A 24,816-nucleotide genomic window follows, 5' to 3' on the forward strand; every position below is an offset into this window, starting at 1 on the left:
TTCGGTTCGCTGGCATCCATCCACCAGGCATCTATTCCCAACGGATAGAGGTGGTCGTACATCTGTTTCCAGAACAGTTTGCGCGCACCTTCGGCATACGCATCATAGAAAGCGTAATGATATCCGCGCCCAATCCAGTCTCTCAAACTATCTTTGACAGATTGCTGATATATCCATCCGTTTTCGTCAAACTCCTTATAATGTTCTGTAGTAATATAGAACTTCGGCCATACGGAAATCATCATTTTGGCATTCAGCGCATGTATAGAGTCTACCATACCTTTAGGATCAGGGAAACGGGCGGCATCAAACTCATGGCTGCCCCATGCTTCTTCGGGCCAATAGCTCCAGTCGAGTACAATATTGTCGATAGGTATCCGGCGTTTACGGAACTCTTTCAACGCATCGATTATCTCATCCTGTGTTTTGTAGCGTTCACGACTCTGCCAGTAGCCCATCGCCCATTTCGGCATAATCTGAGATTTCCCGGTCAATGTACGATAACCGCTAATCACGTCGTCCATATCATCGCCATAAACGAAGTAGTAATCAATCTCATTATTCATTTCGCTCCACCAAGCCTGTTTATTTTGCTCTTCAGCAATCATCGGCGTCAAAGCACGAAGTCCGCAATAAGACTCGCCTCCATCCGGTTTCCATTCAATTCTCAAAGGTATGCGCTTGCCTGCTTCCAGGTTTAAGGCAAACTTATAGCTGTTAGGATTCCATGCCGTGCGCCAGCGTTCGGGAACCACTAACTCATTATTGATATATACCTTAACATACCCTGCATAATACAAGATAAAACGGAACAATCCGCTTTCGGATGGTTCTATCTCGCCTTCATACGCTACGTTCGAACCATAAAGTGAAAAGCCTTCCGGCAGATTTTTGATTGTCTTAAGGTCTTCAAAGTAGATAGATTCTTCAGCGCGCACAATCGTATTGTGTTCCTTATTCAGCGGAATATAAGTTCCCGTCAGGCTACCTTCCTTGCCGCTCTTGTCGTACAACTTAAATACATGTTGCAACTGCGAATAATCACGTTTATCACCAAAACGTGCCAACGAATAACTATCCCACAAAATACCGTAGTTTTTATTGGAAACGATGAAAGGCACAGACACCTTTGTATTATACTGAAAAAGTTCCTCATTCTTTCCTTTGTAGTTGAACTCGTCAGCCTGATGTTGTCCCAATCCGTAGAATGCCTCATCTTCGGGCGACCGGAATACCTGGCTCACCGTGTATGCCTTGGTTCCTTCCACTTCAATCGGTTCGAAACTCTTTCCATTCTCGTCTTCCGCCAGTATCAGATTGCCGGCAGCATCCGTAAACCGTACTTCACCCGTAGCTTTGGACACCGAAGCGCATATTTGCGCTGTTTTTACCGAAACAGCATCTTCGCTTTCTTCCACGCTGAAGTCTGTCTTGTCTGTCTGCGGAACGATAATCAAACTCTCTGTCTGCGAGAAGTTCTTTTCCGGAGTTGCCGAAACCCTGATTAATTTCTCTCCCATGACTTCAAGCCGCACCTTACGTACATCCGTCGGTTGCTGTTGCGCGACGTTTACAATAACACCACTACCCGTCTTCTCATACCCGTGTCCGGAACATGCCGCCAGTATCCATCCGGCGAACAAATAAACTGAAACGTTTTTCAATCTCATTATGATATTCTTTAAAGTTATTTTCTCCGATGTAAAAGTATGAAATCATACGCAAAGACAAGCCATCCTTATGTTGAATGAAGAGGGCTTATTTGATTTATAAAACTATAAAATGTTTCAACAATGGGTACTTTTTGTTATCTGCCTTCTTTTTCCTGGTATATGGAGGGTAAAACACCGAATTCATCTTTAAAATACTTACTGAAATATTTGGGATTATTGAAGCCGACTTGATAAGCAACTTCCGAGACATTTTGCTGACTTTCGCGCAGAAGTTGTGCGGCACGTTTCAGACGGATAATACGGATAAATTCGATTGGGGTCTTACCGGTAATCTGCAATAACTTCTTGTACAGGTGCACCCGGCTCATGCTTAATTCATGGCTCAACTCCTCAACAGACAGTTCGGGACGGGCAATGTTCTTTTCCACATATCTGATAGCGTTTTCAATCAGCTTTTCATCCATCGAAGTGATAACAATCTCGCTCGGTTCAGGATCTATGTGGGTACGAAGCCTGTTCTTACTGCTCAGGTCTATCAGCTTGCGCATCCGTAAAATCAGTACTTCCATATTGAATGGTTTCGTCACATAGTCGTCCGCACCAATCGTGAGTCCTTCAACCTTGTTTTCAACAGATTGCCTTGCCGTTAGCAAGATAAAAGGAATATTGCCGGTACGTTTATCGGTTTTCACCCAACGGCAGAGTTCGTTGCCGTCTATCTCGGGCATCATTACATCGCTGACGATGATATCCGGCATCAGTTCCGGTATCACCAGCCAGGCATCCCTTCCATTTGCGGCGGACTCTACCCTGAAATACAGGCTCAACGAATAACGCATGAAGGACACAAAGTCTTCATTATCATCCACAATCAGCGCCAACGGCTTCTTCTTTTCTTCTTTATTCACTACTGCCGGTTTCTTTTTCTCTCCCTCCGGTAGCAATTCTCTCTCACCGGTCATTTGCGTATCATTGGCAACCGAGGCAAGCACCGCTTCATCTTCTTTCGCCGCTTCTTCCGAAAGCGGAGTAACAACGTTGACTACGGAGTGCTTCGCCGGAATATCCACTACAAACACACTGCCCGCACCTATATTGTCGAACACCCGCACTACTCCTCCATGCAAAGTAACATAATCACGTACCAGACTCAAACCGATGCCACTGCCTATGGTGAGATGGCCGTTACTTTTCTGTTTCGACTGATAGAACCTTTCGAATATACGCTCCTTATCAATATCACTGATACCGACACCTGTGTCCGATACTTTAATCTCCAATATATCGGTATCGCCTTTCACCAATTCCAATGAAACGTCCACACGCCCGCCTTCGGGAGTAAACTTAAAAGCATTGGACAGAAGATTCATCACTATTTTGCCTATCTTGTCTTCATCAAACGACATATTCAGTGATTCCACCGCTGAAAAGAAAGTGAGATGCACATTCTTCTTTTCCGAAAGTATCAGGAACGAATTGCAGATATTATGGATATACGACACAACTTCCCCTTCGGAAAGGTTCAGATGCAGACCGGCTACTTCATTCTTACGGAAATCAAGCAACTGGTTCAGCAGATTGAGCAGTCGCAACGCATTTCGATGCATTAACTTTAGTTGAGTCAGTTTCTTTTCATCCGCCGTCTCTTTTATCATGCCTTCCAAAGGTGAGATAATCAGCGTCAGCGGCGTACGCAATTCATGGCTCACGTTGGTAAAGAACCGGAATTTCATCTGATTGACTTCTTCGTTCTTCTCCGCTTCCTGTTTCATCTGCTGTATCCTGAACTTGTTACGCTCGCGGCGCAGCACGGCATTACGGGCAAACACCAAGCCTCCCGCCAACAATAAGACATAGATGATGAATGCATAGGGAGTCATCCAGAAAGGCGGACGGATGATAATCTTCAGACTGGCTTCTTCCGTTCCGGCGTATCCGTCGCTGTTTATAGCTTTCACTTTCAACGTATACGTACCGGGAGCAAGATTGGTATAAGTCACCCGGTGCATATCGGCTGTTACTAATAACCAGTCCTCATTAAATCCCTCCAGTTTGTATGAATAGTGGGTCTTGTCGGGTAAGATGTAATTGTCTGACGCAAACAATACGGTAAAGACGTTCTGCACATAGTCGAGTTTTATTTCCCTGACCTTATTCAACGATTCACGCAACAGGATACGTCCCCTGTATTCTTTGCCTATTTCAACTTCGTTGTTGAACAGCTCGAATCCGGTGAACATTACTTTGGGCAATATACGGTTGTATTTGATTTCATCCGGTCTGAAAGTATTAAGCCCGTACATTCCTCCCATCGCTATTTCACCGGAAGAAAGACGCCTAATGGAACGTTGGTTAAATTCAGAACCTTGCAAACCATCTTTATCATCGTACATATAATAGTGGAAAGTATAATCTCCTGTTTTCGCGTCAATGGAAGGAACAATATTCACGACTCCATTCGCCGTAGTCACCCACATATTCTTATTATCATCTTCCGTAATGCCGGTAATTAGCTGCTTGGTTTCATCCTGCCCTACGACAACCTGTTGCAAATGGTCATTCTTCGGATCATAAAGATTCAAACCGTCGCGCGTACCTATCCATATCAATCCTCTGCTATCTTCATAAACCTGATTGATGCTTTGGTTGGAAAAACGTACGGTTCCCGCCAGGTTGCCGGTCATATTCGTTATCTTCCGGGTATTCAAGTCCATAATGGCGACTCCACTGGTAGCTGTTCCGATAATGAGCCGATTGTCACGTGTAATACAAATGGTGGCGATATGATTGGATATGATACCGGAATTCTCCATATCATAAGTAGTGAACTTGCCGGTCTTCGGGTTCAGGCATTGCAGTCCGCCTCCTAAGGTGGCAATCCATATATTCCCGTCTTTATCTTCCGCTAATGCCCATACATTGTTATTAGCCAATGAATTGGCATCGCCCGGACGGTTGCGGTAGTTCACGAAACGTTGACCGTCGAAGCAGTCCATGCCTTCCCAAAACGTACCAATCCACAACCTGCCGTCTCTGGCTTGCAACAAAGAGACGATTACATTCGATGCCACAGAATTGCCTGCCGGAGAGTATGTGTACAATTCGCGCTCGTCCGTCCGCGAATTCCAGCGTATCAGTCCCGCATCATTACTGCCCAACCACAAAGAACCGTTGCCGCACTCTTCCAGACAGTTAATATCACCCAGATGGTTGATGCTGAATTTAAAGATACTTTCATTGTAATAAGCTACACCTTTCTTATATGTACCTAACCACATCACTCCGCCTTCGTCTTCATAAAGCACATTGATGGTATTGTTCGGCAAACCCCGTTCGTCGTCGACATTGTAAGTTAACGAAATGTTCTCACCGGTCGCCTTATTCCAGATATCAATGCCATCCTGATCTTTCCCAAACCAGATGCGCCCCTGCTTGTCCTGCGCAATGGCAACCACATGTGCCTGTCCTCTATCTCCCAAGTTCCACTGCGACTGCCATTTCTTTGCAGGCATATTATACGCCCATACGCCGGGAGCGCCATATATCCACAAATCATCATCGTTATCCACATACAGGAAAAAGATTTCGGTATGCTTTCCCATCGTTTCGGCGATATCGGTAAGCGTCCATTTCATCTCCATCTTTTCACGGTCTATGCAGATAACGTGTCCGTTGTCATATACTAATACGATGCCGTCCTTGCACTCGGTCATATCCATAACAGTGCCTCCGGGTATCCCCTTATCACCGAAAGGCAGAAGTTCCGCTTTCTCTTCTCCGGAGCGGTAACGATAGCAACCTTTCCCGTCAACGGCAAACCATATACTTTTCCGGCTGTCGACAAATACGTAGCGGGGCATCTCGTCTATCCCGATGTTCTTCAAATAAGGACGTACGTCGCGCACAAAACTCTCCGTATCCCAGTTGTAAATTACGTATCCGGTTTCTCCGGTGCGTATCCACAAGCGGCCTTCACCGTCTTCCACGATTTTCTCTATATAGCTATCCGGCAATGAATTCAAATCATTATCAGAGCCGTGGAATACCTTGAAGCGGTATCCATCGTAGCGCGCCAGCCCGGAAGCTGTTCCGAACCACATAAAGCCTCTTGAATCTCTGTGAATTGCATTGATTTGATTACTGGGTAATCCGTCTTTGACTTCCAAGCGTTTGAACATAAAATGCTGTGCCGCAGTAGAAAAACATAATAAAACGACTGATATGATAAGTAAAATCAATCTCTTCATTGTATTAGAATGTAATTGGTATTTAACATCCTGCAAATGAAGTAAAAAGGATACGTAATAGCAAGGATTTCCCGTTTATTTTTTATCATTTGATACCCTATCGTTTGTTTCATAGCTATAAAATATAAGGAAGTAACTTCTCTCACAGGAGCTACTTCCTCGAACCAATCAAAAAAAAAACTGTATTATAACAATCCTTTAATAGGAAAGTCTTATTTATGAGAAACCTATTGAAACCTTTCGTTTTAAAAGATAATGCCGGCTCGACTCTGATAAATGCCGGCTCCATACGTCACACATTCTTTGAGGTTAGCGCATGATTCAAAATGCGCTTCCAACCCAAAGCAAAGATAACACAAAATATGCACACAGTATTTTCTGTATGTTATGAGAAACGGTACAATTTGTTATGAGAGAGGGCTTAAAAGTCTTCAATAGGGGTGGCATATCACTCCAAAGATGCCGCCTTATTTGGCCAGCACAATCTCCGAATAAGCGAAGCCGCTGGAAAGGTGTCTCCATTCATCTTTCAAGCAATCATACACCTCAATCAGTCTGCCGTTGCCGCCGTCGCGCCCCATATCAAACAGCACATAGAGTTCCTGCCGCTTCAGGTCATCAGACATGAGCGTGGCTACCGAGCAGGCTGCATTGGGGAATGTCGTAAAGGGTGCGTCCAGAGTCATTGTGTCCGTATTCCACAGGCATAGTTTGGTTCCGCCGGCTCCATTAGTTGTACCATTTGTTTCCGATACGATATAACCTCCCACACGCGTGCCGGTCTTTCCATCGGCATTCGGTTTCACCATCCAGAAGGGAATGAGCGACACTGCCTGTATCGGTTCGCCCACATAGACCGAGTGATGACCGGCGCGCAAATTAAGCAGTACCGGCGAGAACGTGCCATCTCCATTATCTGCCGAAAGCAGCAGGTAGCCGCCGTCGACCAGCACACAGGGATAGTTTGACAGGGCTTCTGGACGTATCGCTTCGGGCAACTGATAAGTGGGTTGCTGCAACGGCGGCATCGCCATCCGGCTATAAGGCATCACACTGGCAATGCTCAGCAACAAGCCGTCGCCACTCTGATATACATATACGACATCCCTATCGGGAAGCGATCCGGCTGTAACCATCTGCCCCGTTCTCAGTTCGTCCCAATACCTCATCGACAGGTCATAACGGCCCACCGTACTACTCCCATCCCGGGTGCGGACGCCACAAAGACTCCAGCTCCCAGGCGCATTGACTGCACAAAAGAAATCCTCACCGGCAACCAGCCGTCCTACTTCAGTAATTCTGTGAGATTCTATATCGATGTGCTCAATGACATGAGCATACTGCGCAAATGCATCCGAACGGGAATTGACGATGCCGTAAAGCTGATACTCCTTAGGCGCTTGCCCGTCGGCTACTGCAATCTTTCCCAAAGACATCATTTCGCCCGAACGATTCAGCAGCACCTCCGTAGTGGAAGCGGGATGGTGACCGGGAGCCAGGAAAGTAATGCTTGTAGCACTCCGCTGCGTGATAACGGCGTATACGCCCTTAGCGAATCCTTCCTTGATCAGTTCGTCCGGAAGCGGCCAGCGTATATCAAACATAATCCCGTCATCGGGTTGAAACCCTTCTGCCGTTACCGTTACCTGGTCGCCGGGATTGAATACTCGGCCCGAAGCAGGCATTACAACATTAGTCACAAAACCGGGTTGTACCTCGTCGTCAGAGGTACACGCCGCCAGTAGCAGACCGAAAAGTAAAAACAGGTAATTCTTCATCATCGCATTCTAATAAATTACTCCGGGCGAAGATAGTTAATTCTTTCGAAGCTCCTTGTTGTACTTCCGCGTTTTAACAATTAATAAGCAGCAAGTCGATTGCAGTTGATTCTCAGGGGCTGACTAAAAAGCCTCAATTGAGATAGTTCAGTAAGATGCGAAACTTGAATTAAAAGAAAAATAAAACACAGTACCTCTGTGTTTTATCATATCAGAAAAACAACTATCTTTACCCGCCCTAACCAACATAAAGCTAAATTCAATCTTATGGAACATCCCCTTTCTTTATTCAAACATTGCCCCGAGTGTGGGTCAGTACACTTTGAAATCCACAACGAGAAATCCAAACGCTGCGCAGACTGCGGATTCGTATATTACTTTAATTCGTCGGCAGCAACCGTGGCGCTGATTATGAATGAACGAAACGAACTGTTGGTTTGCCGCCGCGCCAAAGCCCCCGCCAAGGGAACATTGGATTTACCCGGAGGCTTCATCGACATGTTCGAAACCGGAGAAGAAGGAATTACCCGTGAAGTAAAAGAAGAAACCGGAATGGAAGTAGAGAAAGCAGAATATCTATTCTCGTTACCTAATATATATGTGTACTCAGGTTTCACTGTCCATACATTAGACCTGTTTTTCCGCTGTACAGTATCTGATACACTGCATTATAAAGCTATGGATGACGCGGCGGATGTATTCTTTCTGCCGTTAAAAGATATATGTACGGAAGATTTTGGATTAAGTTCCATCCGGAAAGGGCTAAAGATATTCCTGGGAAAAGCGGACGAGTACTGACTTGGTTTTCATGCTTTAGGAATTAGAGAGGTTAAAGAAGCTGTGTCACAGCCCCTTTAGCTACAGTATGAATAATGCAAACTAAGCGGTATATCCTAAAAAAGCCAAACAAGTGTAACGAATCCAACTAAAAACCCGTACTTTTGTAAAAACGAGTATTGTATGATGAAGAATAAACTCTCCCGGATACTATGTATAGCACTGTGCTGCGCACCTTTATTTGCCACAGCACAAACTAATGAGAAAACCACTTCCCCTCAACGACTCTACCGGGAAGGACAATCGTTATTCCAACAGAAAGCATACGCCGCCGCCATCCCGCCATTGCAAGCATTCGTGCAACAAACAGGCGACGAAGACAAAACCCTGTCCCACACAGGCGAACGAATGGAAGCAGAATACATGCTGGTGTGCGCAGCCTATGAACTGAAAGATGCCAAAAGCATAAACAAGCTACAGGCCTATCTGGACGAGTATCCCGATACTCCTCATACCAACCGGCTCTATGCGCTAATGGCCTCCGTCTATTTCTTTGAAGGCAAATACGATGAAGCATTGGCAATGTTTAACCCCGTCCGGCTTCACCTCTTGAGTGATGAAGAACGGGACGACATGACGTACCGTCTTGCCACCTGCTATCTCAAAATCGGGAACGTAAAAGAGGCCGCCATCTGGTTTGAAACCCTCCGCAGCACCGGAAAGAAGTACACGGACGATTGTACATACTACATTTCTTATATTCGCTATACCCAGCAACGCTATGACGAAGCGCTGGAAGGTTTTCTGTCTCTTCAAGGCAACAAGAAGTACGGCGCTCTTACACCTTATTATATAGGTGAAATTCACCTCATCAACAAGAACTACGACAAAGCGGAAGTCGTAGCCCGGAATTATCTGTCGACCTACCCCAACGACGAATATGCAGCCGAAATGTATCGCATACTTGGCAGTGCCGGATACCACTCCGGGAAATATCAAGAAGCAATAGCAGCTTTCGAGAAGTATGTGGGAAACGACGAAGCACCAACCCTCCGCCGGGATGCCCTCTACATGCTTGGACTCTCGTACTATCACAACGGAGTATATACCAAGGCAACCGAAATGCTGGGCGCAGTTACCACCGAGAACGACGCACTCTCCCAGAATGCCTATCTACACATTGGGCTGTCATACCTGCAATTGTCAGACAAGAACAAAGCACGCATGGCTTTTGAGCAAGCCGCTGCTTCCAACGCAGACGTGCAAATCAAGGAGCAGGCCGCCTACAACTATGCCCTTTGCATACACGATACTTCCTATTCCGCTTTCGGTGAGTCTGTTACTGTTTTTGAGAGATTCCTTAATGAGTTCCCCAATTCCCAATATGCGGATAAAGTCAGCAGCTATCTGGTGGAAGTGTATATGAACACACGCAGTTATGAAGCTGCATTAAAATCCATTGAACGTATCGCCCGCCCCAGCGCAGCAATCCTGGAAGCCAAACAAAAGATATTGTTCCACCTCGGCACGCAAGCCTTCGCAAACGTACAGTTTCAGCAAGCTATCAGCTATTTCGATTCGTCCGTAGCTTTGGGACAGTATAATGCTGGGACAAAAGCAGATGCCATCTACTGGCGGGGAGAAGCATACTACCGCCTGAACCGTACGCAGGAAGCCGCCCGGAACTTTACCGAATACCGGAATCTTGCCACAAACCGGAACTCGGAAACTTACGCATTGGTACACTATAATCTTGCCTACATCGCTTTTAATGAGAAAGATTACACGCTTGCCCGGGAACGCTTCCTTGAGTTCGCCCGGTTGGAGAAAGGAGAAAACCCTGCCGCACTTGCCGACGCCTATAACCGCATAGGCGACTGTTACCTGCATGTGCGCCGTTTTGACGAGGCAAAACAATACTATACGCAGTCTGAAAATATGGGAATGCCCTCGGGCGATTACTCTTTCTACCAGCTGGCTCTGGTTGCCGGCCTGCAGAAAGACTACAACGGCAAGGTAGCTTTACTGAACCGGTTATCCGATAAATACCCTGCTTCGCCTTATGCGGTGAACGCACTCTATGAAAAGGGACGTTCATACGTGCAAACCAACAACAGTCGCCAGGCGATTGCCGCCTTCAAAGAGTTATTGGAGAAATATCCGGAAAGCCCGGTCAGCCGCAAAGCAGCAGCCGAAATAGGCTTGCTTTATTACCAGAATGATGATTACGACCAGGCAATAGATGCTTATAAACAAGTCATAACCCGGTATCCGGGCAGTGAAGAAGCACGCCTTGCCATGCGCGACCTGAAATCCATATATGTAGACGCCAATCGTGTAGACGAGTTTGCCGCATTAGTCGAAAAGATGCCCGGAGCCATCCGTTTCGATGTTAGCGAACAGGACTCACTGACATACATTGCCGCCGAAAAGATCTATATGAAAGGGGATATCGCTTCGGCGCAAGCCAGCCTCAACCGTTACCTGCAAAGTTTCCCCAACGGAGCATTCAGCCTCAACGCGCACTATTATCTCTGCGTAATCGGGAAAGCGCAAAACGATGAACAGGCGGTACTTACTCACGCCGACAAGTTATTGGAATATCCGGATAACCCCTACTCGGAAGAAGCGCTTGTGGCACGGGCTGAAATATTCTCCAACAACAAAGAGTACGGCCAGGCATTAGCCGACTACAAACTGCTGAAAGCCAAAGCTACCACTGCCGAGCGTCGCCGGTTGGCAACTACCGGTATCTTGCGCAGCGCCGCCCTGATACAGAATGATGCAGAAGTAATCTCTGCCGCTACCGATTTGCTTGCCGAAACCAAGTTAACGCCCGAACTCCGCAACGAGGCTTTATACTACCGGGGCAAGGCTTACTTGAACCAGCGTGCGGATAATAAAGCTGCGGATGACCTCCGGATTGTAGCCAAAGATACCCGTACGCTTTACGGCGCCGAGGCCAAATACCAGGTTGCCCAACTACTGTATAACACCGGTGATTATACCACTGCCGAAAAGGAAATCATTGATTTCATCGACCAAAGCACCCCACATGCCTATTGGTTGGCACGCAGTTTTATACTTCTATCGGATGTTTACGTAGCAATGAACAAAAAGCCGGATGCACGCCAATATCTGTTGAGCCTCCAACAAAATTATCATGCCGATGATGATATCAAGGAAATGATTCTCGATAGATTGGAAAAACTTAAACAATAAATAGTGGGTAAATTACCTATAAGTAGTTGGTCAACTACCCATAAGTAGTTAGCCATTTACCTATAGGTAGTTGAGCATTTACCTATAAGTAGTTGAACACTTACCTACAGGTAGTTGAATATCAAGAAATAAACCGTTTAGCAGAAAATAAAATAATTGTATGAGGAAGATTATATATACATGCGGAGCAGTGGTCTTAACAGTCCTCTATCCTATTGGCACACAGGCCCAAAGACAAGTTAATGATAGCGTCTTGAACCGTACGGTTGTGGTAGAACAAGAATACAACCCAAATATCATGGATGCTTCGAAGATTAATGTATTGCCTAAGGTAGAGCCACCGACGGTCAGTAAAAAAACTGTAGAATACGACACTACTCTTATGCCTGCGGGAGATATGCCTGCAAGCACCATGCAGGCTTACACCGGCATCGAGAATCAACCCGAAGCCCGGCACGGCTATGCGCGTCTGGGATATGGCATAGGAAATCTGGACCTGCGCGCCAACTACCTCTTCAATCTTTCCAAGAACGATAAGTTGAGCCTCAATTTCCTTATGGACGGTATGAATGCAAAGGTGAAAAGCCCTCAGTTTGATTTTAAAATGCCGGAAGAAGCAGATAGTCCCGAAATAAAGATTGATATGCCCGAAAAATGGAAGTCCTATCAATATCATACCCGTGCCGGACTGGACTATGTACATGCTTTCAAAAACACAGACCTGAACGTAGCCGGGAATTTCGATTTGAGAAACTTCAACATGGCTCCTTCTTCTATAAACAGTAGACAGAAATTTACCTCCGGAGACATGCGTATCGGCATAAAATCTACCACCGATGCCCTACCGCTTCAGTTCCATGCCGAAGCAAACTTTTCACTCTTTCAACGCCGCTTCTATTACAATCATTATGATGCCACAGAATATACCATAGGTATCAAAGCCGGCGCTATCGGCAAGATTTCGGAAGAGCAGTACGTTGGATTAGAATTAGCCATGGATAATCTGTCCTACAGTAAACCGTCTCTTAAATCGAACACGTTCGTGGAATTAAACCCTTATTATCTTTTTGAAAACGAAGAATGGAAAATTCGTCTCGGCGCTCATATAGACCTTGCTTCAGGTTTGGATAACAAACTACATGTGGCTCCTGACATAACTTTACAATACACTTTTTCGGATAGCTATATACTATATGCGCAAGCTACCGGTAAACGCCACATCAATGACTTCCGCCGGATGGCTACAATCAATCCGCATTCAGATTGCGACCACTACAATGAACGTCCTAATGCAACGTATGAACGGATTAACGCAGCTTTAGGATTCAAAATGAGTCCGGTAGACGGATTGTGGTTTAACATGTATGGTGGCTATCAAGAGTTAAAGAATGACTTGGCACCAATCTTGCTATTATACCAGCATTACGTACTCGAGGGCAATGAAAATCCCCAAGTTATAGACCCCAACAATTATAGGCATTTCTACAGAATATGTATGGAAAATATAAACACCAGCAATATGTATGCCGGTGCTGAGATTCGCTATGACTATAAAAATACTATCGCATTTACAGCCAAAGGGATCTATCGTAATTGGAAAGCATCCGAAAAAGAAAAAAATTCCGTACTATGGTTCAAACCTGCCTTCGAAGCAGATTTCAATATAGATATCCGCCCTGTATCTTCTGTAACAATTAACTTGGGTTATCAGCATCTACGCCGGGAAAAAACGGAAGGGATAAATGTAAATACTATCAGCAACCTGAACATAGGAGGTAGTTACGAACTCTTTGACAACATATCCATTTATGCCCGCATCAATAATTTGTTGAACAAAAACAATCAATATTATCCGTACTACTCCGCGCAAGGCATTAACTTCCTGGGTGGCATGAGCTTCCGTTTCTAACAGGATACGGAGGGGAAAAAACATCATTTTTACTAAAAAAGAATATATTCTCTATTTATTAAGGTGGGGACAATTGTTTTTTTTCTACTTTTGCGGGCAAATTAAGTGGCATGAGTCACTATAAAACAGAAAATTATGTCCAAAAACCTGGTCATTGTCGAATCGCCGGCAAAAGCAAAAACAATTGAGAAGTTTCTGGGAAAGGAGTTTAAAGTTCTTTCCAGTTATGGTCATATACGCGATCTGAAGAAGAAAGAATTCAGTATCAATGTTGAAAAGAACTTTGAACCGAGCTACGAAATCCCGGAAGATAAGAAAGCATTGGTAAAGACACTGAAATCCGAAGCCAAAGGAGCTGATACCGTATGGCTGGCTTCCGATGAGGACCGCGAAGGAGAAGCTATCGCATGGCACTTGTATGAAGTCCTGAAACTACAACCGGAACACACCAAACGTATCGTATTCCACGAAATTACCAAAACCGCCATTCTGAAAGCTATCGAACAGCCACGCAGTATTGACATTAACCTTGTCAATGCCCAGCAGGCGCGCCGCATCCTCGACCGTATCGTGGGTTTTGAATTATCACCCGTACTGTGGAAGAAAGTAAAACCCGCTCTTTCAGCCGGACGTGTTCAGTCAGTAGCCGTACGCCTCATTGTGGAGCGTGAACGCGAAATAAACGCTTTCCAAAGCGAAGCGTCCTATCGTGTTACGGCCGTATTCCTCGTTCCCGACGCAGAAGGCAAATTCGTAGAAATGAAAGCGGAACTGGCGAGCCGCCTGAAGACGAAAGCAGAAGCTCAGAAGTTACTGGAAAGCTGTCAATCGGCCACTTTCACCATCGAAGATATCACGACACGGCCGGTAAAGAAATCGCCCGCCGCGCCATTCACCACATCTACCTTGCAGCAGGAAGCCGCACGCAAACTCGGCTTTACCGTTGCGCAAACCATGAGAGTAGCCCAACAGCTGTATGAGTCCGGAGCCATCACCTATATGCGTACCGACTCAGTCAACTTATCCGAATATGCCATCAACGGCAGCAAAGTGGCTATTGCCAACATCATGGGCGACAAGTACGTGCATCCGCGCCATTTCAGCACCAAAACCAAAGGAGCGCAGGAAGCGCACGAAGCTATCCGCCCAACCTACATGGAGAATGCGCAAATAGAAGGCTCTTCCCAGGAAAAGAAACTGTACGACTTGATTTGGAAGCGTACTCTTGCTTCTCAAATGGCGGACGCCGAACTGGAAAAAACAACCGCAACCATCAGCATAAGCAATGCAGCCGCTACCTTCACAGCTACCGGAGAAGTAGTGAAATTTGACGGTTTCCTGCGGGTCTACAAAGAGTCTTACGACGATGATGTAGAACAGGAAGACGAAAGCAACCTGCTCCCGCCGTTAAAGAAAGGCCAGCAATTGCAATACCAGGATATCACTGCAACCGAGCGCTTTACGCAACATCCGCCCCGTTATACGGAAGCAAGTTTAGTGCGTAAGCTGGAAGAACTGGGCATCGGCCGCCCGTCTACTTATGCACCCACCATCTCTACCATCCAGCAACGCGAATATGTAGAGAAAGGGGACAAAGAAGGCAAAGAACGTTCTTATAACGTAATCGCCCTGAAGAAAGACAAGATTAAAGATACTACTCGCACGGAAATGACGGGAGTGGAAAAATCCAAGTTATTCCCCACGGATACAGGTACGGTAGTTACCGACTTCCTGATACAATACTTCCCCAGTATCATGGATTACAACTTCACCGCCAGCGTAGAAAAACAGTTCGACGAAATAGCCGAGGGCGACACGAAGTGGACAACTATCATGAAGACGTTCTACGAAACATTCCACCCGTCCGTAGAAACCACGCTTGCCACCAAGACCGCCCAAAAGACAGGCGAACGGACACTGGGTAATGACCCTGTCAGCGGAAAGCCTGTCAGTGTGAAGATTGGACGTTTCGGCCCCGTTGTACAAATAGGAAATGCCGAAGATGAAGAAAAGCCTCGCTTCTCCCCTTTAAAGAAAGGTATGTCTATCGAAACAATTACTTTAGAAGAGGCTTTGGACTTGTTTAAATTACCACGCACTCTTGGCGAAAATGAAGGGAAAACGGTCACTGTCAACATTGGACGTTTTGGTCCGTACATCTATCATAACGGCGCCTATACCTCACTCCCCAAGGATGTAGACCCGATGGAGATAGAGTTGGACAAAGCGCTGGAACTGATAAAGGCCAAAGCGGAAGCAGATGCCAAGAAGCACCTCAAGAAGTTTGACGAAGATCCGGAACTGGAAATTATGAACGGAAGATTCGGCCCTTACATCAGCTATAAAGGTAGTAACTATAAAATTTCGAAAGGCATTGTTCCGCAAGACTTAAGTCTGGAGGCTTGTATGGAAATCATCAAGTCGCAGAGTGACAAGGCTGCTACTGCTAAGCCCAAAAAGGGTAAATACGCCAAGAAGAAAGCATAAGATATAGGATAAATAATTGCGCCTCTGTCATTTGAGTAAACTCAATGATAGAGGCGCATTATTGTATTGGTATACTCAAAAAAGCATCATTCACATATTTGTTATAGTGCAGCTATATCTTCCAAGGACAATCCTGTGCACTGAGAGATTACTTCAAAAGCTATACCCTGCTTTTTAAAATTTGCGGCAATAAGGCGTTGTTCTTCTGCTTTGCCTTCTGCTTTGCCCTCTACTTTACCTTTTTCAAATCCTTCCGTCAGTCCTTCTGCTTTGCCAGTCGCCCGTCCTGTCCGTATTCCACTATAATACAGCGTCTTTTCAACACTGATAATATCCCAGAACTTTTCATAGCCCAACAACTCCGCATCGCTAAAAGCCGACTCTTCCAATGCCGTCACAGCTTTCTTCACTTCCGGATTAGCCAGCAGTTCCTCGGGCACCTGGCGTGTATTCTCATCTATCTCCGTCAGGTAACGAAGCCACAGCACCTGCATTTTCTTTTCGGTGTAATTACGGGCATTGAACTTGGGAAGCTCCACAAATATCAACTGAAGCCCGTCGATTATCTTGTCCGAATTCTCCTCGTGCACCATGCGGTAGTAGTGGTAGTAGCCTTCCAGTTCAGGCTCGAAGATTTCGTTTACCAGGTTCAGAGAATACACCGGTTGCAACAGTTCGTACTGCTCGCCCACTTCAATCTGGCGCACGTACGCCTTGGAGGCATTGAACAACACCCGTTGCCTGAATTCGGGAGACCATACCATCTGCATCTCCACAATGAACTGACGCCCGTTCTTGTCCTTGCAACGTACGTCAACGATACTGTTCTTGCGTATGGGATTATCAGGAACCATTTCCGAAGGAAGGTATTCTATTTCCGTTATCTCCTGCTCGGCAGTAAGGGGGAGCAGGGCATTGAGCAAGCTCATCACCAGGTCGGGGTGTTCGCCGAACACACGTTTGAAAGTCAGGTCTGCTTTAGGATTTAAGTATTTCATAAGCAATCGCACGTTTATCTATGCAAAATTACATAAAAATCGGCTATTTGTATGCAGGTTGATATAAAAAACAAATCTTTTGCAACTCCATTTTGTCCATCATCATAGCAAATGAATAACAAGAATGTTCTTCCCTTAAGAAGCATTCCAAATATGGGATTGTATTATCAATTAAAAATTGTTCATTCATTTGCCTCTTTCATTATGGAGATTATTCCATTTCACCATTCAAATTCCTTTTTCTAACCTGCATAATTCATAGCAGCTTCTGATCTCCAGTATCACTTGTCCAGTTCAAGAGTTTGTATCGTCGGTTCGTCCCCTTTGATCTTTCTCTGTATTATCTTTCAGTTTCAATAGTTTCTTTTGTCAAATAGGCTCTCTTTTCGTCATCCTTTGCTCCTACTTCTTTGTTGTTACCCATGGATATCAGCCCGTTTGATTTGGTTTAAACAAGTATGATATGAAAATACGCTGTGTACAAGTGGGTGGTATATTACGCTGCTATCCGACGTAAGGTTTGCAGCATTTCTGCTCGATGTCGGTGTCCCTTGACAAAGTTAATTCGGATGATACTCTTACCTTCTTTAATCAGCACGGCACTCAACATGATGCGCTGAATAAAGCTTTCCATGGTAAAACCTTCCATGGAGGTATCTTTAAATGCAGTGTACTTTATCTGGTGGATCAGCACGTAAGCCGCGGCATAAAGAAACAGCCTGAACTGGTTGACTTTGAACTTGCCGCAGGACATGCGATCCGCCCGCAAGCATTTCAGGTCTTTTAAAAACTTATAAGAAGCTTCTCATAACGCTTTTCGAGCCATGAAGACCAGTGGGTTCAATATAGAAGACACTCATCTGACGCATTTGGACAGAATGGAGAGACTGTTTGCAATCATGGGCATAGCATTTACATGGGCATATCTGGTAGGAATATACAAGCATACCATGATTAAACCCATAAGAGAACTCGCACATGGAAGAAAGGCGAAGACACTATTCAAGTATGGACTCGAGGAGATTGCCAACACACTGATGAATCCATATTATAGACCAAAATTCGATATATTTAAAATTTTGTCATGTACTTAAATAGATTTCATTCAAACCATTTATAATCATTATCACCATGAAAGGTAAGTTCTCGCTGTCTACCGATGATTCTTTTGATACTTTTATACGAAAATTATAGAGAAGAAAGACAATGTATTGTCCAGTTGAAGCTCTTGCTTTTGTCTTATTTTCATTTGTAATTATCTGATTTATAGCGTTGTAGCTAACTTGTTTTTTGTCCGGTTCATTTTCTTGTTAAAGTGTGGTATTCTGTCTAACTTTGCCACATTCCAAGTTGGATGTTAGCTACATTTCAACTTGGATGCTGATACCGTATAGCATGAATCGTAACGGAGTAGCTATCTGTTGGGATGGATAAGGCGGAAGATTTCATTATTAATTTTAAATTTCTCATTATTATGAAGAAGATTTTGAATATTTCCGAAATGAAACAGGTATGTGGAGGAGCATTCCTTCAAGTCATTGTGGACCAGGTGAATTGTTATATACTTGTTCATGAAATGAAATGAAAATTCATACTTTGCAACGAACAAAACAAATTAAGTATTATGAAGTATGGAGAAACCTTCTGAAAAGGAGATGTTGCAAATTAAAGACAAAATACAGACCAATGGGTATGGACGAATGAGCGTGGATGATCCCCGTAGCCTTAGAGATTCCCCTCTACCGCCATCGCCAAACATATAAGCAAGAGTATACAAATCTATTCAAATAGTACAGTTCCATCCTGTATAAACTTGGGAGCAAATATAAAAAGGAGCAGAATGATAAAGGTTTTAATCTTGCCGGATTGAGTCTATGCATCATCTGCTCCCTAACCCCATAAAAAGGAGGTATGGCAAAGATACACATTTAGTTTTAAAAGACAATACGTTTGTCTATTCGTTGAAAGGATACATACAAAGATTTTTTTATATATAATATCTTTATCTAACGTATTAAACACATAAATATGAAGACTAATAAGATTATTTTAAGTTTAATATTCTTATCTCTATTCTCTTGTAGTCAAGAAGACTATGATTTAGGAATTGCAAATGTAGATCAACAAACTGATGTAGCCATAGAGAATGGGATATCTGTAACCGAAGATGGTTATTTGAATTTTTCGTCTGTCAATGTTCTTAACAATCTGATTTCAGACATTGAGCAGAATGAACAAATAGGAATAGCAAGTCATGCCACCTTAACCAGAGCGCTTAAATCAACAAGAGCAATATCAACGGAATTTCTTTCTGTTGCATCCTTGAGGAGGGAAATTGACGGATTGCCTCTAACTATCATAGATGAAGAACTTGATGATTTGGAAGAAATGACTATCAATGAATATAACCTAATGAAGGCCGAAGAACTTCTGATTGACCCTATACTGAGAGAGGTACTAGATACTACATTACGTGTTAGAATTGATGATAGATTTTATAAGATTACGGAACATGGGACATTTTCGTCTCCTGTAGGTAAAGAAACTTTATTAGAAAGAGAGATTAAACTGTTTGATCCTTCAATTAAAGATTTGAATGCTTCTGGGGCAGTAGTTGACTTAAGGAATGATATTTCTTTTATAAATACATTAAGAAGAGATGTAGATAATACCCAACTCCAAATAAATACGAATCCTTCGCCTTCATCAAGCACAACATATAATGGCGATTTTCATAATGGATACAATTGCACAACTTATAGTTGGAAAAACAATTCCATTTGGCAGAAGTTCTGGGATGAGATATTTGGGAAAGATGTATCAAAAGAGATCAACTTCGACAAAAAAAACAGAGTGCAAGTGGAAGTCTTTAATGTAAACTATGGATTTTATGCTTCATCCGGAATTAAAGTGAAGATGCAGAAGAGGAAGAAATTCTTATTTGTACCTTATTGGGTAGAGCAAAAAGCATCTAAAATAGCAGTAGGATTTAATAAATTGCATGGAGAAATGAAATATACAGACCCGGCTTCTTTCTCTGGAATACTTCCAGCAACAAATGCTCAATGGTCGGCATTTACTAGTACCATAGACGGTTTTGCACACAAATTTTTATTGGGATACGCTAAACTTGGCGTAATAAAAGATTGGACAGAAGACCTTTATGTATTTACGCAGCAAAGAGTTAATATTCCAGATTTGCCTATAGTTGGTACAGCCCCAACCCGTGATCATATAAACAAAGCATTTGAAATACCGGGCGATTATGTCTATAGTGAGTTAAAAAAGCTGACTGGCAAGTATGTATACACCCCACTAAGGAAACAAGTTCAACCTAAAGATCCAAGAGTGGCTTATTTAACATGGGGCTCTGCAACGAGTGTCTTCGATGAAAAAAGCAGGTCATACATTATAGGAGTAAAGGAATACGACAATATAGGTAGCAAAACAATTCGTTTTGACAGATCCGGTGGCTTTATTTTCTCTAACGGCATCATAACTGGATACACCCCAACCGAATTTGAAATAAAAGATTTGGATATGTTTGGAGCTTGTTATTTTAATGGCACTTGGAAAGGTATAAGATTCACCAAATAAAATTTATATTATTATGAAGAAGAAGCTTGTGTTATTTGCATTGTTGCTTTCTGCCACTTGTGTTTATGCGCAGAAACATAAAATCTGGGTAGGTGCAGAACTTGGTTATGGGGTTACATTATCTGACAAGGGCGACCTCTACGATATGTCGTATGCCGACCATAAAGACATGCGCATAGGGATGTTGAAATTGCTCGTTGGTTATTATGTTACTCCCGACCTTTCGCTGGGGGTTGGAGCAGGTTCCAGCAATTACAACCCGGGGACACTGAATATCTTGCCTGTTTTCTTGGATGTGAGGTACCATCCGTTTAAGAATAAACGGATTCTGCTGAATGGAGACATCGGTTGTGCATTTCTCACGCCGGCCGCTTACAAGAAAGGAAAACTTTTAATGGATTTCTCGGTGGGTTACAAAGTGTTAGACAAGAAAGTAAGTATTATCCCTGCAATCGGGTACAACTACTGTGGCTATGATGCAGGTATATCAGTCTCTGACAACATACCATTGAAGGATAGTCAGAACAAGCATTCTCTTTTTGTCAAAGTGGGTGTTATTTTCTAATTCAAACAACATATAGCATCCAAAAAAAAATAAAAACAGCATTAATCTAAACCACATTACGCGTGGTACGGTTCAACTCCGTATCATGCGTAATACAAATTCTATAAATCTTTACGCTGTTAATAAACGTTGACCATATTCTTTAAAAACGTGCCAAAGATTTATTAAAAATGCTATTGATGGTTATTAGTAAAGAGTTTTAAATTATTTTTTCGTGTTTTCACCATGTACCTTGTATCAGGATACCGGATATCAGGGCTACGCTCCTGAAGGGGGTAACAATCATACAACCCGTTAAGAAAAGCAAGGGAAAGGAACTCTCTGCCTGGCAAAAGGACTTCAACACGGAAGTCTCCTGGATTAGGGTACGTGTGGAGCATGCCATCGGCAGTGCCAAGGTAATGAGAATAGTCAAAGACGAATGTCGTCTCAGAGCCAACACGTTTGTGGAACGTATATTTGCCACATGTGCCGCTTTGCATAATCTGAAAATTAAAATCAAGCCGTGGACATACAAAAACTAATTTACGTAAATTCTAATATTGATTTTTCACGCCATTGTAGGAAACCCCAGAAGAACAATTTACATAAGAAATTAACCGAGAGAGGTATAAACTACAAAAGAAATAATGAAGCTGGTTTTCCCGTAAATCATCTATTTGCTACCACTTCGTGAGACTATAAAATCCGTCCCATGAGACTATAGAATTCATCTCACGGGACGGATTTTTTCATCCCACGGGATGAATTTCTTCGTCTCGTGAGATGAATTCTTTCGTCCCGTGGGATGGATACCGAGGCAAATCACGTGTTTGCACCACATATAGATGGTACTTTCACCGCATATATGTGGTTCGCGAACGGGATATAGATGGTGAAAACACGGGATATAGATGGTGCGCGAACCGCATATATCCCGTGCGAGAACCATATATATCCCGTCTAACAACTGTATTACAGCGAATTACAACCGGAGTAATGAAGCTGACAAACCAAAAGCTGTGTAGGTAAAAAAGCTGCATACACCCTAAAAAAGTTGCTGCCACCACTACTCTAACTCCGATGAATAAGGCGATACAGCGTGTGAGTGTAGGTATGCAAGTAAAAATGTAAAATCATGGGATATGCGCGCACACGCATACGCGCGCGTACATTATAATCTGCAACTGAAAACTCTGCTGAGACGACGAAGCAACCATTGACTCGGCAAAGGAAACAATCAAATAGCCAACAATCAGATTATTATTCAGGACTTACATCCTGTCCGGTACCTCAATCCCCAGCAGCCCCATACCAAGGCGAACTACTTTCGCCACATTCTCCGACAAAGCAAGGCGGAACACTTTTACTGCTTCGTTCTCTTCGCGCAGGATGCTGAAGTCATGGTAGAATTGATTATATTCTTTCACCAGTTCATACGTATAGTTGGCGATAATGGATGGGCTATAGTCTTCGCCCGCCTGCTTCACAATAGCTGCAAAGTCGGCAACTGCCTGAATAAGGCCTTCTTCTTTTTCGCTTAATTCAATGGCTGTGGGAAGCAAGGTAGGAGGCAATACAGAATGCTCGGGGATAACTATGCCTGCCTCAGCTGCTTTACGCAGTACGGATTGGATACGTGCATACGTATATTGAATGAATGGCCCGGTGTTCCCGTTAAAGTCGATTGATTCTTTCGGATTGAACGTCATATTCTTACGAGCATCCACCTTAAGGATGAAGTATTTCAAAGCACCCAAGCCAACGATACGGGCGATATTATCAGCTTCTTCCTGAGTCAAACCGTCTAACTTACCCAACTCATTAGAGGTTTCTTTGGCAGTACTTACCATTTCTGCTACTAAATCGTCGGCATCCACTACCGTACCCTCACGGCTCTTCATCTTTCCTTCGGGCAGTTCTACCATACCGTAAGAGAAGTGTACCAAACTCTTTCCCCACTCGAAACCAAGTTTATCAAGCAAGATGGAGAGTACCTGGAAATGATAATTCTGCTCGTTTCCTACAACATAAATCATCTTATCAATAGGGTAATCTGCAAAGCGAAGTTTGGCAGTACCGATATCTTGCGTCATATAAACGGAAGTGCCGTCGGCACGAAGCAACAGTTTATGATCCAAGCCTTCGGCGGTCAGGTCGGCCCATACAGAACCATCTTCTTTTTGGTAAAAGACACCCTTCGCAAGACCTTCCATTACTTTCTCTTTGCCTTCAAGGTAAGTGTTCGACTCATAATATATCTTATCAAAGCTGACTCCCAGCTTGCGGTAAGTCTCATTGAAGCCTTCATAGACCCAATTGTTCATCTTCTCCCAAAGTGCACGTACTTCCGGCTCACCGGCTTCCCATTTTATCAGCATTTCGCGGGCTTCATTCATCAGGGGAGAAGCGGCTTCGGCTTCCTCTTTCGTCATGCCCTTTTCCATAAGACCGGCAATTTCAGCTTTATAATGCTTGTCAAAAGCTACGTAATAGTCACCTACCAGATGGTCGCCCTTCTTACCGGAAGATTCAGGTGTTTCACCGTTACCATACTTCTGCCATGCCAGCATGGACTTACAGATATGAATACCTCTATCATTTACGATATTGGTTTTAACCACCTTGTTACCATTTGCCACAACAATATTCGCCAAAGCATTGCCCAGAAGATTGTTACGTACATGTCCCAAGTGAAGCGGTTTATTGGTGTTAGGCGAAGAGTATTCAATCATCACCAGCGGAGAATGATCCGTAGAAGCAATAATACCATATTGGGGATTGGAATGAATGCCGTTCAGCAATTCAATCCAGGCGGAAGAAGCGATTGTAAGGTTCAGGAAACCTTTGATAACGTTGAATGCGGCTACTGAAGGCTCGTTGGTTTTCAGATATTCCCCTATCTCCTGTGCGGTTTGTTCCGGTCCCTTCTTCGACATGCGCAGGAAAGGAAAAACTACCAGCGTGAGATGTCCTTCAAATTCTTTTTTGGTCTTTTGCAGTTGCACTTGTGCGACAGGCGCATCCTGTCCGTACAGTGCTTTGAGTCCGTCGATAACAGACTTCACCAGTTTATCTTCTATATTCATGATTAAAAGTATTTTCCGGGTGCAAAGATACTATGTTTTGGCGAATATATAATAATAAAGGAGACACTTGCGTATCTCCTTTATTATTATCTTCATTAACGTCCTTTATTCAACAGATTCAGCTAATTCCATTCCCGGCTTAAACTTTGCAACCTTTTTCGCAGGGATTGTGATTCTTTCTTTCGTTGAGGGGTTAATGCCTGTACGTTCTGCTCTCTCCGATACACAAAATGTACCAAAACCAACCAATGATACTCTATCACCGGCTTTCAGAGCATCTGCAATTGTCATCATCATGGCTTCCAAAGCCTTCTTTGAGTCCGCTTTCGTCAAACCGGACTTCTCTGCCATAGCACTAATAAGTTCTGACTTATTCATAAATACAAAAATTAAATAAATAAATTAATATGTTACATAGAAGATATCTACTTGATACTCACAAAGCTCTACAAAAATAGAGCAATATTTCTGAATAACAAATAAAAACATTGAAAA

General features: G+C 43.7%; 14 protein-coding genes and 1 pseudogene. 8 read left to right on the forward strand and 7 right to left on the reverse strand.

Annotation, left to right across the window (positions count from 1 at the left end):
* The 3 genes from B2Z67_RS02495 to B2Z67_RS02505 form a co-directional block, all read right to left on the reverse strand.
* Nucleotides 1-1,670: TIM-barrel domain-containing protein (locus B2Z67_RS02495; RefSeq protein ID WP_291528241.1), on the reverse strand; the 1,670-nt coding region annotated here is incomplete at its 3' end.
* Nucleotides 1,671-1,807: 137 nt separating this feature from the next.
* Nucleotides 1,808-5,920, reverse strand: coding sequence for a hybrid sensor histidine kinase/response regulator transcription factor (locus tag B2Z67_RS02500; RefSeq protein ID WP_291528242.1), 4,113 nt, complete (start codon nucleotides 5,918-5,920; stop codon nucleotides 1,808-1,810).
* A gap of 467 nt (nucleotides 5,921-6,387) precedes the next feature.
* Nucleotides 6,388-7,701 carry a WD40-like domain containing protein gene (locus B2Z67_RS02505; protein WP_291528243.1) on the reverse strand — a complete coding sequence of 438 codons (1,314 nt, stop codon included), beginning with the start codon at nucleotides 7,699-7,701 and terminating at the stop codon, nucleotides 6,388-6,390.
* Nucleotides 7,702-7,965: 264 nt separating this feature from the next.
* Here B2Z67_RS02505 and B2Z67_RS02510 point away from each other — a divergent pair, with 264 nt between their 5' ends.
* From B2Z67_RS02510 to topA, 4 genes are all read left to right on the forward strand, one after another.
* Nucleotides 7,966-8,496 carry an NUDIX hydrolase gene (locus tag B2Z67_RS02510; RefSeq protein WP_291528244.1) on the forward strand — a complete coding sequence of 177 codons (531 nt, stop codon included), beginning with the start codon at nucleotides 7,966-7,968 and terminating at the stop codon, nucleotides 8,494-8,496.
* A gap of 165 nt (nucleotides 8,497-8,661) precedes the next feature.
* The gene (locus tag B2Z67_RS02515; RefSeq protein ID WP_291528257.1) at nucleotides 8,662-11,697 is read left to right on the forward strand and encodes a tetratricopeptide repeat protein; all 3,036 of its coding nucleotides are present in this window, start codon (nucleotides 8,662-8,664) and stop codon (nucleotides 11,695-11,697) included.
* Between the two features lie 160 nt (nucleotides 11,698-11,857).
* The gene (locus B2Z67_RS02520) at nucleotides 11,858-13,606 is read left to right on the forward strand and encodes a TonB-dependent receptor (RefSeq protein WP_291528245.1); all 1,749 of its coding nucleotides are present in this window, start codon (nucleotides 11,858-11,860) and stop codon (nucleotides 13,604-13,606) included.
* Between the two features lie 135 nt (nucleotides 13,607-13,741).
* Nucleotides 13,742-16,093 carry a type I DNA topoisomerase gene (topA, locus tag B2Z67_RS02525; RefSeq protein ID WP_291528246.1) on the forward strand — a complete coding sequence of 784 codons (2,352 nt, stop codon included), beginning with the start codon at nucleotides 13,742-13,744 and terminating at the stop codon, nucleotides 16,091-16,093.
* Between the two features lie 101 nt (nucleotides 16,094-16,194).
* Here topA and B2Z67_RS02530 read toward each other — a convergent pair whose 3' ends face one another.
* Both B2Z67_RS02530 and B2Z67_RS15920 read right to left on the reverse strand, forming a co-directional pair.
* A complete protein-coding gene (locus tag B2Z67_RS02530) occupies nucleotides 16,195-17,091 on the reverse strand; it encodes an Rpn family recombination-promoting nuclease/putative transposase (RefSeq protein WP_291528247.1) in 897 nt (298 codons plus the stop codon).
* Nucleotides 17,092-17,587: 496 nt separating this feature from the next.
* Nucleotides 17,588-17,845, reverse strand: a complete 258-nt coding sequence (locus tag B2Z67_RS15920; protein WP_414630773.1) for a transposase — start codon at nucleotides 17,843-17,845, stop codon at nucleotides 17,588-17,590.
* A gap of 58 nt (nucleotides 17,846-17,903) precedes the next feature.
* Here B2Z67_RS15920 and B2Z67_RS02540 point away from each other — a divergent pair.
* The 4 genes and pseudogenes from B2Z67_RS02540 to B2Z67_RS02555 all read left to right on the forward strand — a co-directional run.
* A pseudogene (locus tag B2Z67_RS02540) lies at nucleotides 17,904-18,185 on the forward strand (IS4 family transposase); the annotation flags it as partial.
* Between the two features lie 934 nt (nucleotides 18,186-19,119).
* Nucleotides 19,120-20,688, forward strand: coding sequence for a hypothetical protein (locus tag B2Z67_RS02545; RefSeq protein ID WP_291528249.1), 1,569 nt, complete (start codon nucleotides 19,120-19,122; stop codon nucleotides 20,686-20,688).
* A 13-nt stretch (nucleotides 20,689-20,701) separates the two neighbouring features.
* Nucleotides 20,702-21,253 carry a hypothetical protein gene (locus tag B2Z67_RS02550; protein ID WP_291528250.1) on the forward strand — a complete coding sequence of 184 codons (552 nt, stop codon included), beginning with the start codon at nucleotides 20,702-20,704 and terminating at the stop codon, nucleotides 21,251-21,253.
* 284 nt (nucleotides 21,254-21,537) lie between these two features.
* Nucleotides 21,538-21,777, forward strand: coding sequence for a transposase family protein (locus B2Z67_RS02555; RefSeq protein WP_291528258.1), 240 nt, complete (start codon nucleotides 21,538-21,540; stop codon nucleotides 21,775-21,777).
* Between the two features lie 729 nt (nucleotides 21,778-22,506).
* Here the strand turns inward: B2Z67_RS02555 and argS are convergent.
* Both argS and B2Z67_RS02565 read right to left on the reverse strand, forming a co-directional pair.
* On the reverse strand, nucleotides 22,507-24,321 hold the full coding sequence (gene argS, locus B2Z67_RS02560; RefSeq protein WP_291528251.1) for an arginine--tRNA ligase: 1,815 nt from the start codon (nucleotides 24,319-24,321) through the stop codon (nucleotides 22,507-22,509).
* Nucleotides 24,322-24,426: 105 nt separating this feature from the next.
* Complete coding sequence (locus tag B2Z67_RS02565; protein ID WP_291528252.1) at nucleotides 24,427-24,699, reverse strand: HU family DNA-binding protein; 273 nt, start codon at nucleotides 24,697-24,699, stop codon at nucleotides 24,427-24,429.
* Between the last annotated feature and the right edge of the window lie 117 nt (nucleotides 24,700-24,816).

The sequence above is a fragment of the Bacteroides sp. UBA939 genome (assembly GCF_002293435.1).
Lineage (GTDB): Bacteria > Bacteroidota > Bacteroidia > Bacteroidales > Bacteroidaceae > Bacteroides.

Bases quoted from the DNA above. Each gene is read 5' to 3' on its own strand.
- B2Z67_RS02510 (WP_291528244.1), top strand. From the start codon at position 7,966: ATGGAACATCCCCTTTCTTTATTCAAACATTGCCCCGAGTGTGGGTCA.
- topA (WP_291528246.1), top strand. From the start codon at position 13,742: ATGTCCAAAAACCTGGTCATTGTCGAATCGCCGGCAAAAGCAAAAACA.
- B2Z67_RS02500 (WP_291528242.1), bottom strand. From the start codon at position 5,920: ATGAAGAGATTGATTTTACTTATCATATCAGTCGTTTTATTATGTTTT.
- B2Z67_RS02505 (WP_291528243.1), bottom strand. From the start codon at position 7,701: ATGATGAAGAATTACCTGTTTTTACTTTTCGGTCTGCTACTGGCGGCG.
- B2Z67_RS02545 (WP_291528249.1), top strand. From the start codon at position 19,120: ATGAAGACTAATAAGATTATTTTAAGTTTAATATTCTTATCTCTATTC.
- B2Z67_RS02530 (WP_291528247.1), bottom strand. From the start codon at position 17,091: ATGAAATACTTAAATCCTAAAGCAGACCTGACTTTCAAACGTGTGTTC.
- B2Z67_RS02515 (WP_291528257.1), top strand. From the start codon at position 8,662: ATGAAGAATAAACTCTCCCGGATACTATGTATAGCACTGTGCTGCGCA.
- B2Z67_RS15920 (WP_414630773.1), bottom strand. From the start codon at position 17,845: ATGTCCTGCGGCAAGTTCAAAGTCAACCAGTTCAGGCTGTTTCTTTAT.
- argS (WP_291528251.1), bottom strand. From the start codon at position 24,321: ATGAATATAGAAGATAAACTGGTGAAGTCTGTTATCGACGGACTCAAA.
- B2Z67_RS02520 (WP_291528245.1), top strand. From the start codon at position 11,858: ATGAGGAAGATTATATATACATGCGGAGCAGTGGTCTTAACAGTCCTC.
- B2Z67_RS02550 (WP_291528250.1), top strand. From the start codon at position 20,702: ATGAAGAAGAAGCTTGTGTTATTTGCATTGTTGCTTTCTGCCACTTGT.
- B2Z67_RS02565 (WP_291528252.1), bottom strand. From the start codon at position 24,699: ATGAATAAGTCAGAACTTATTAGTGCTATGGCAGAGAAGTCCGGTTTG.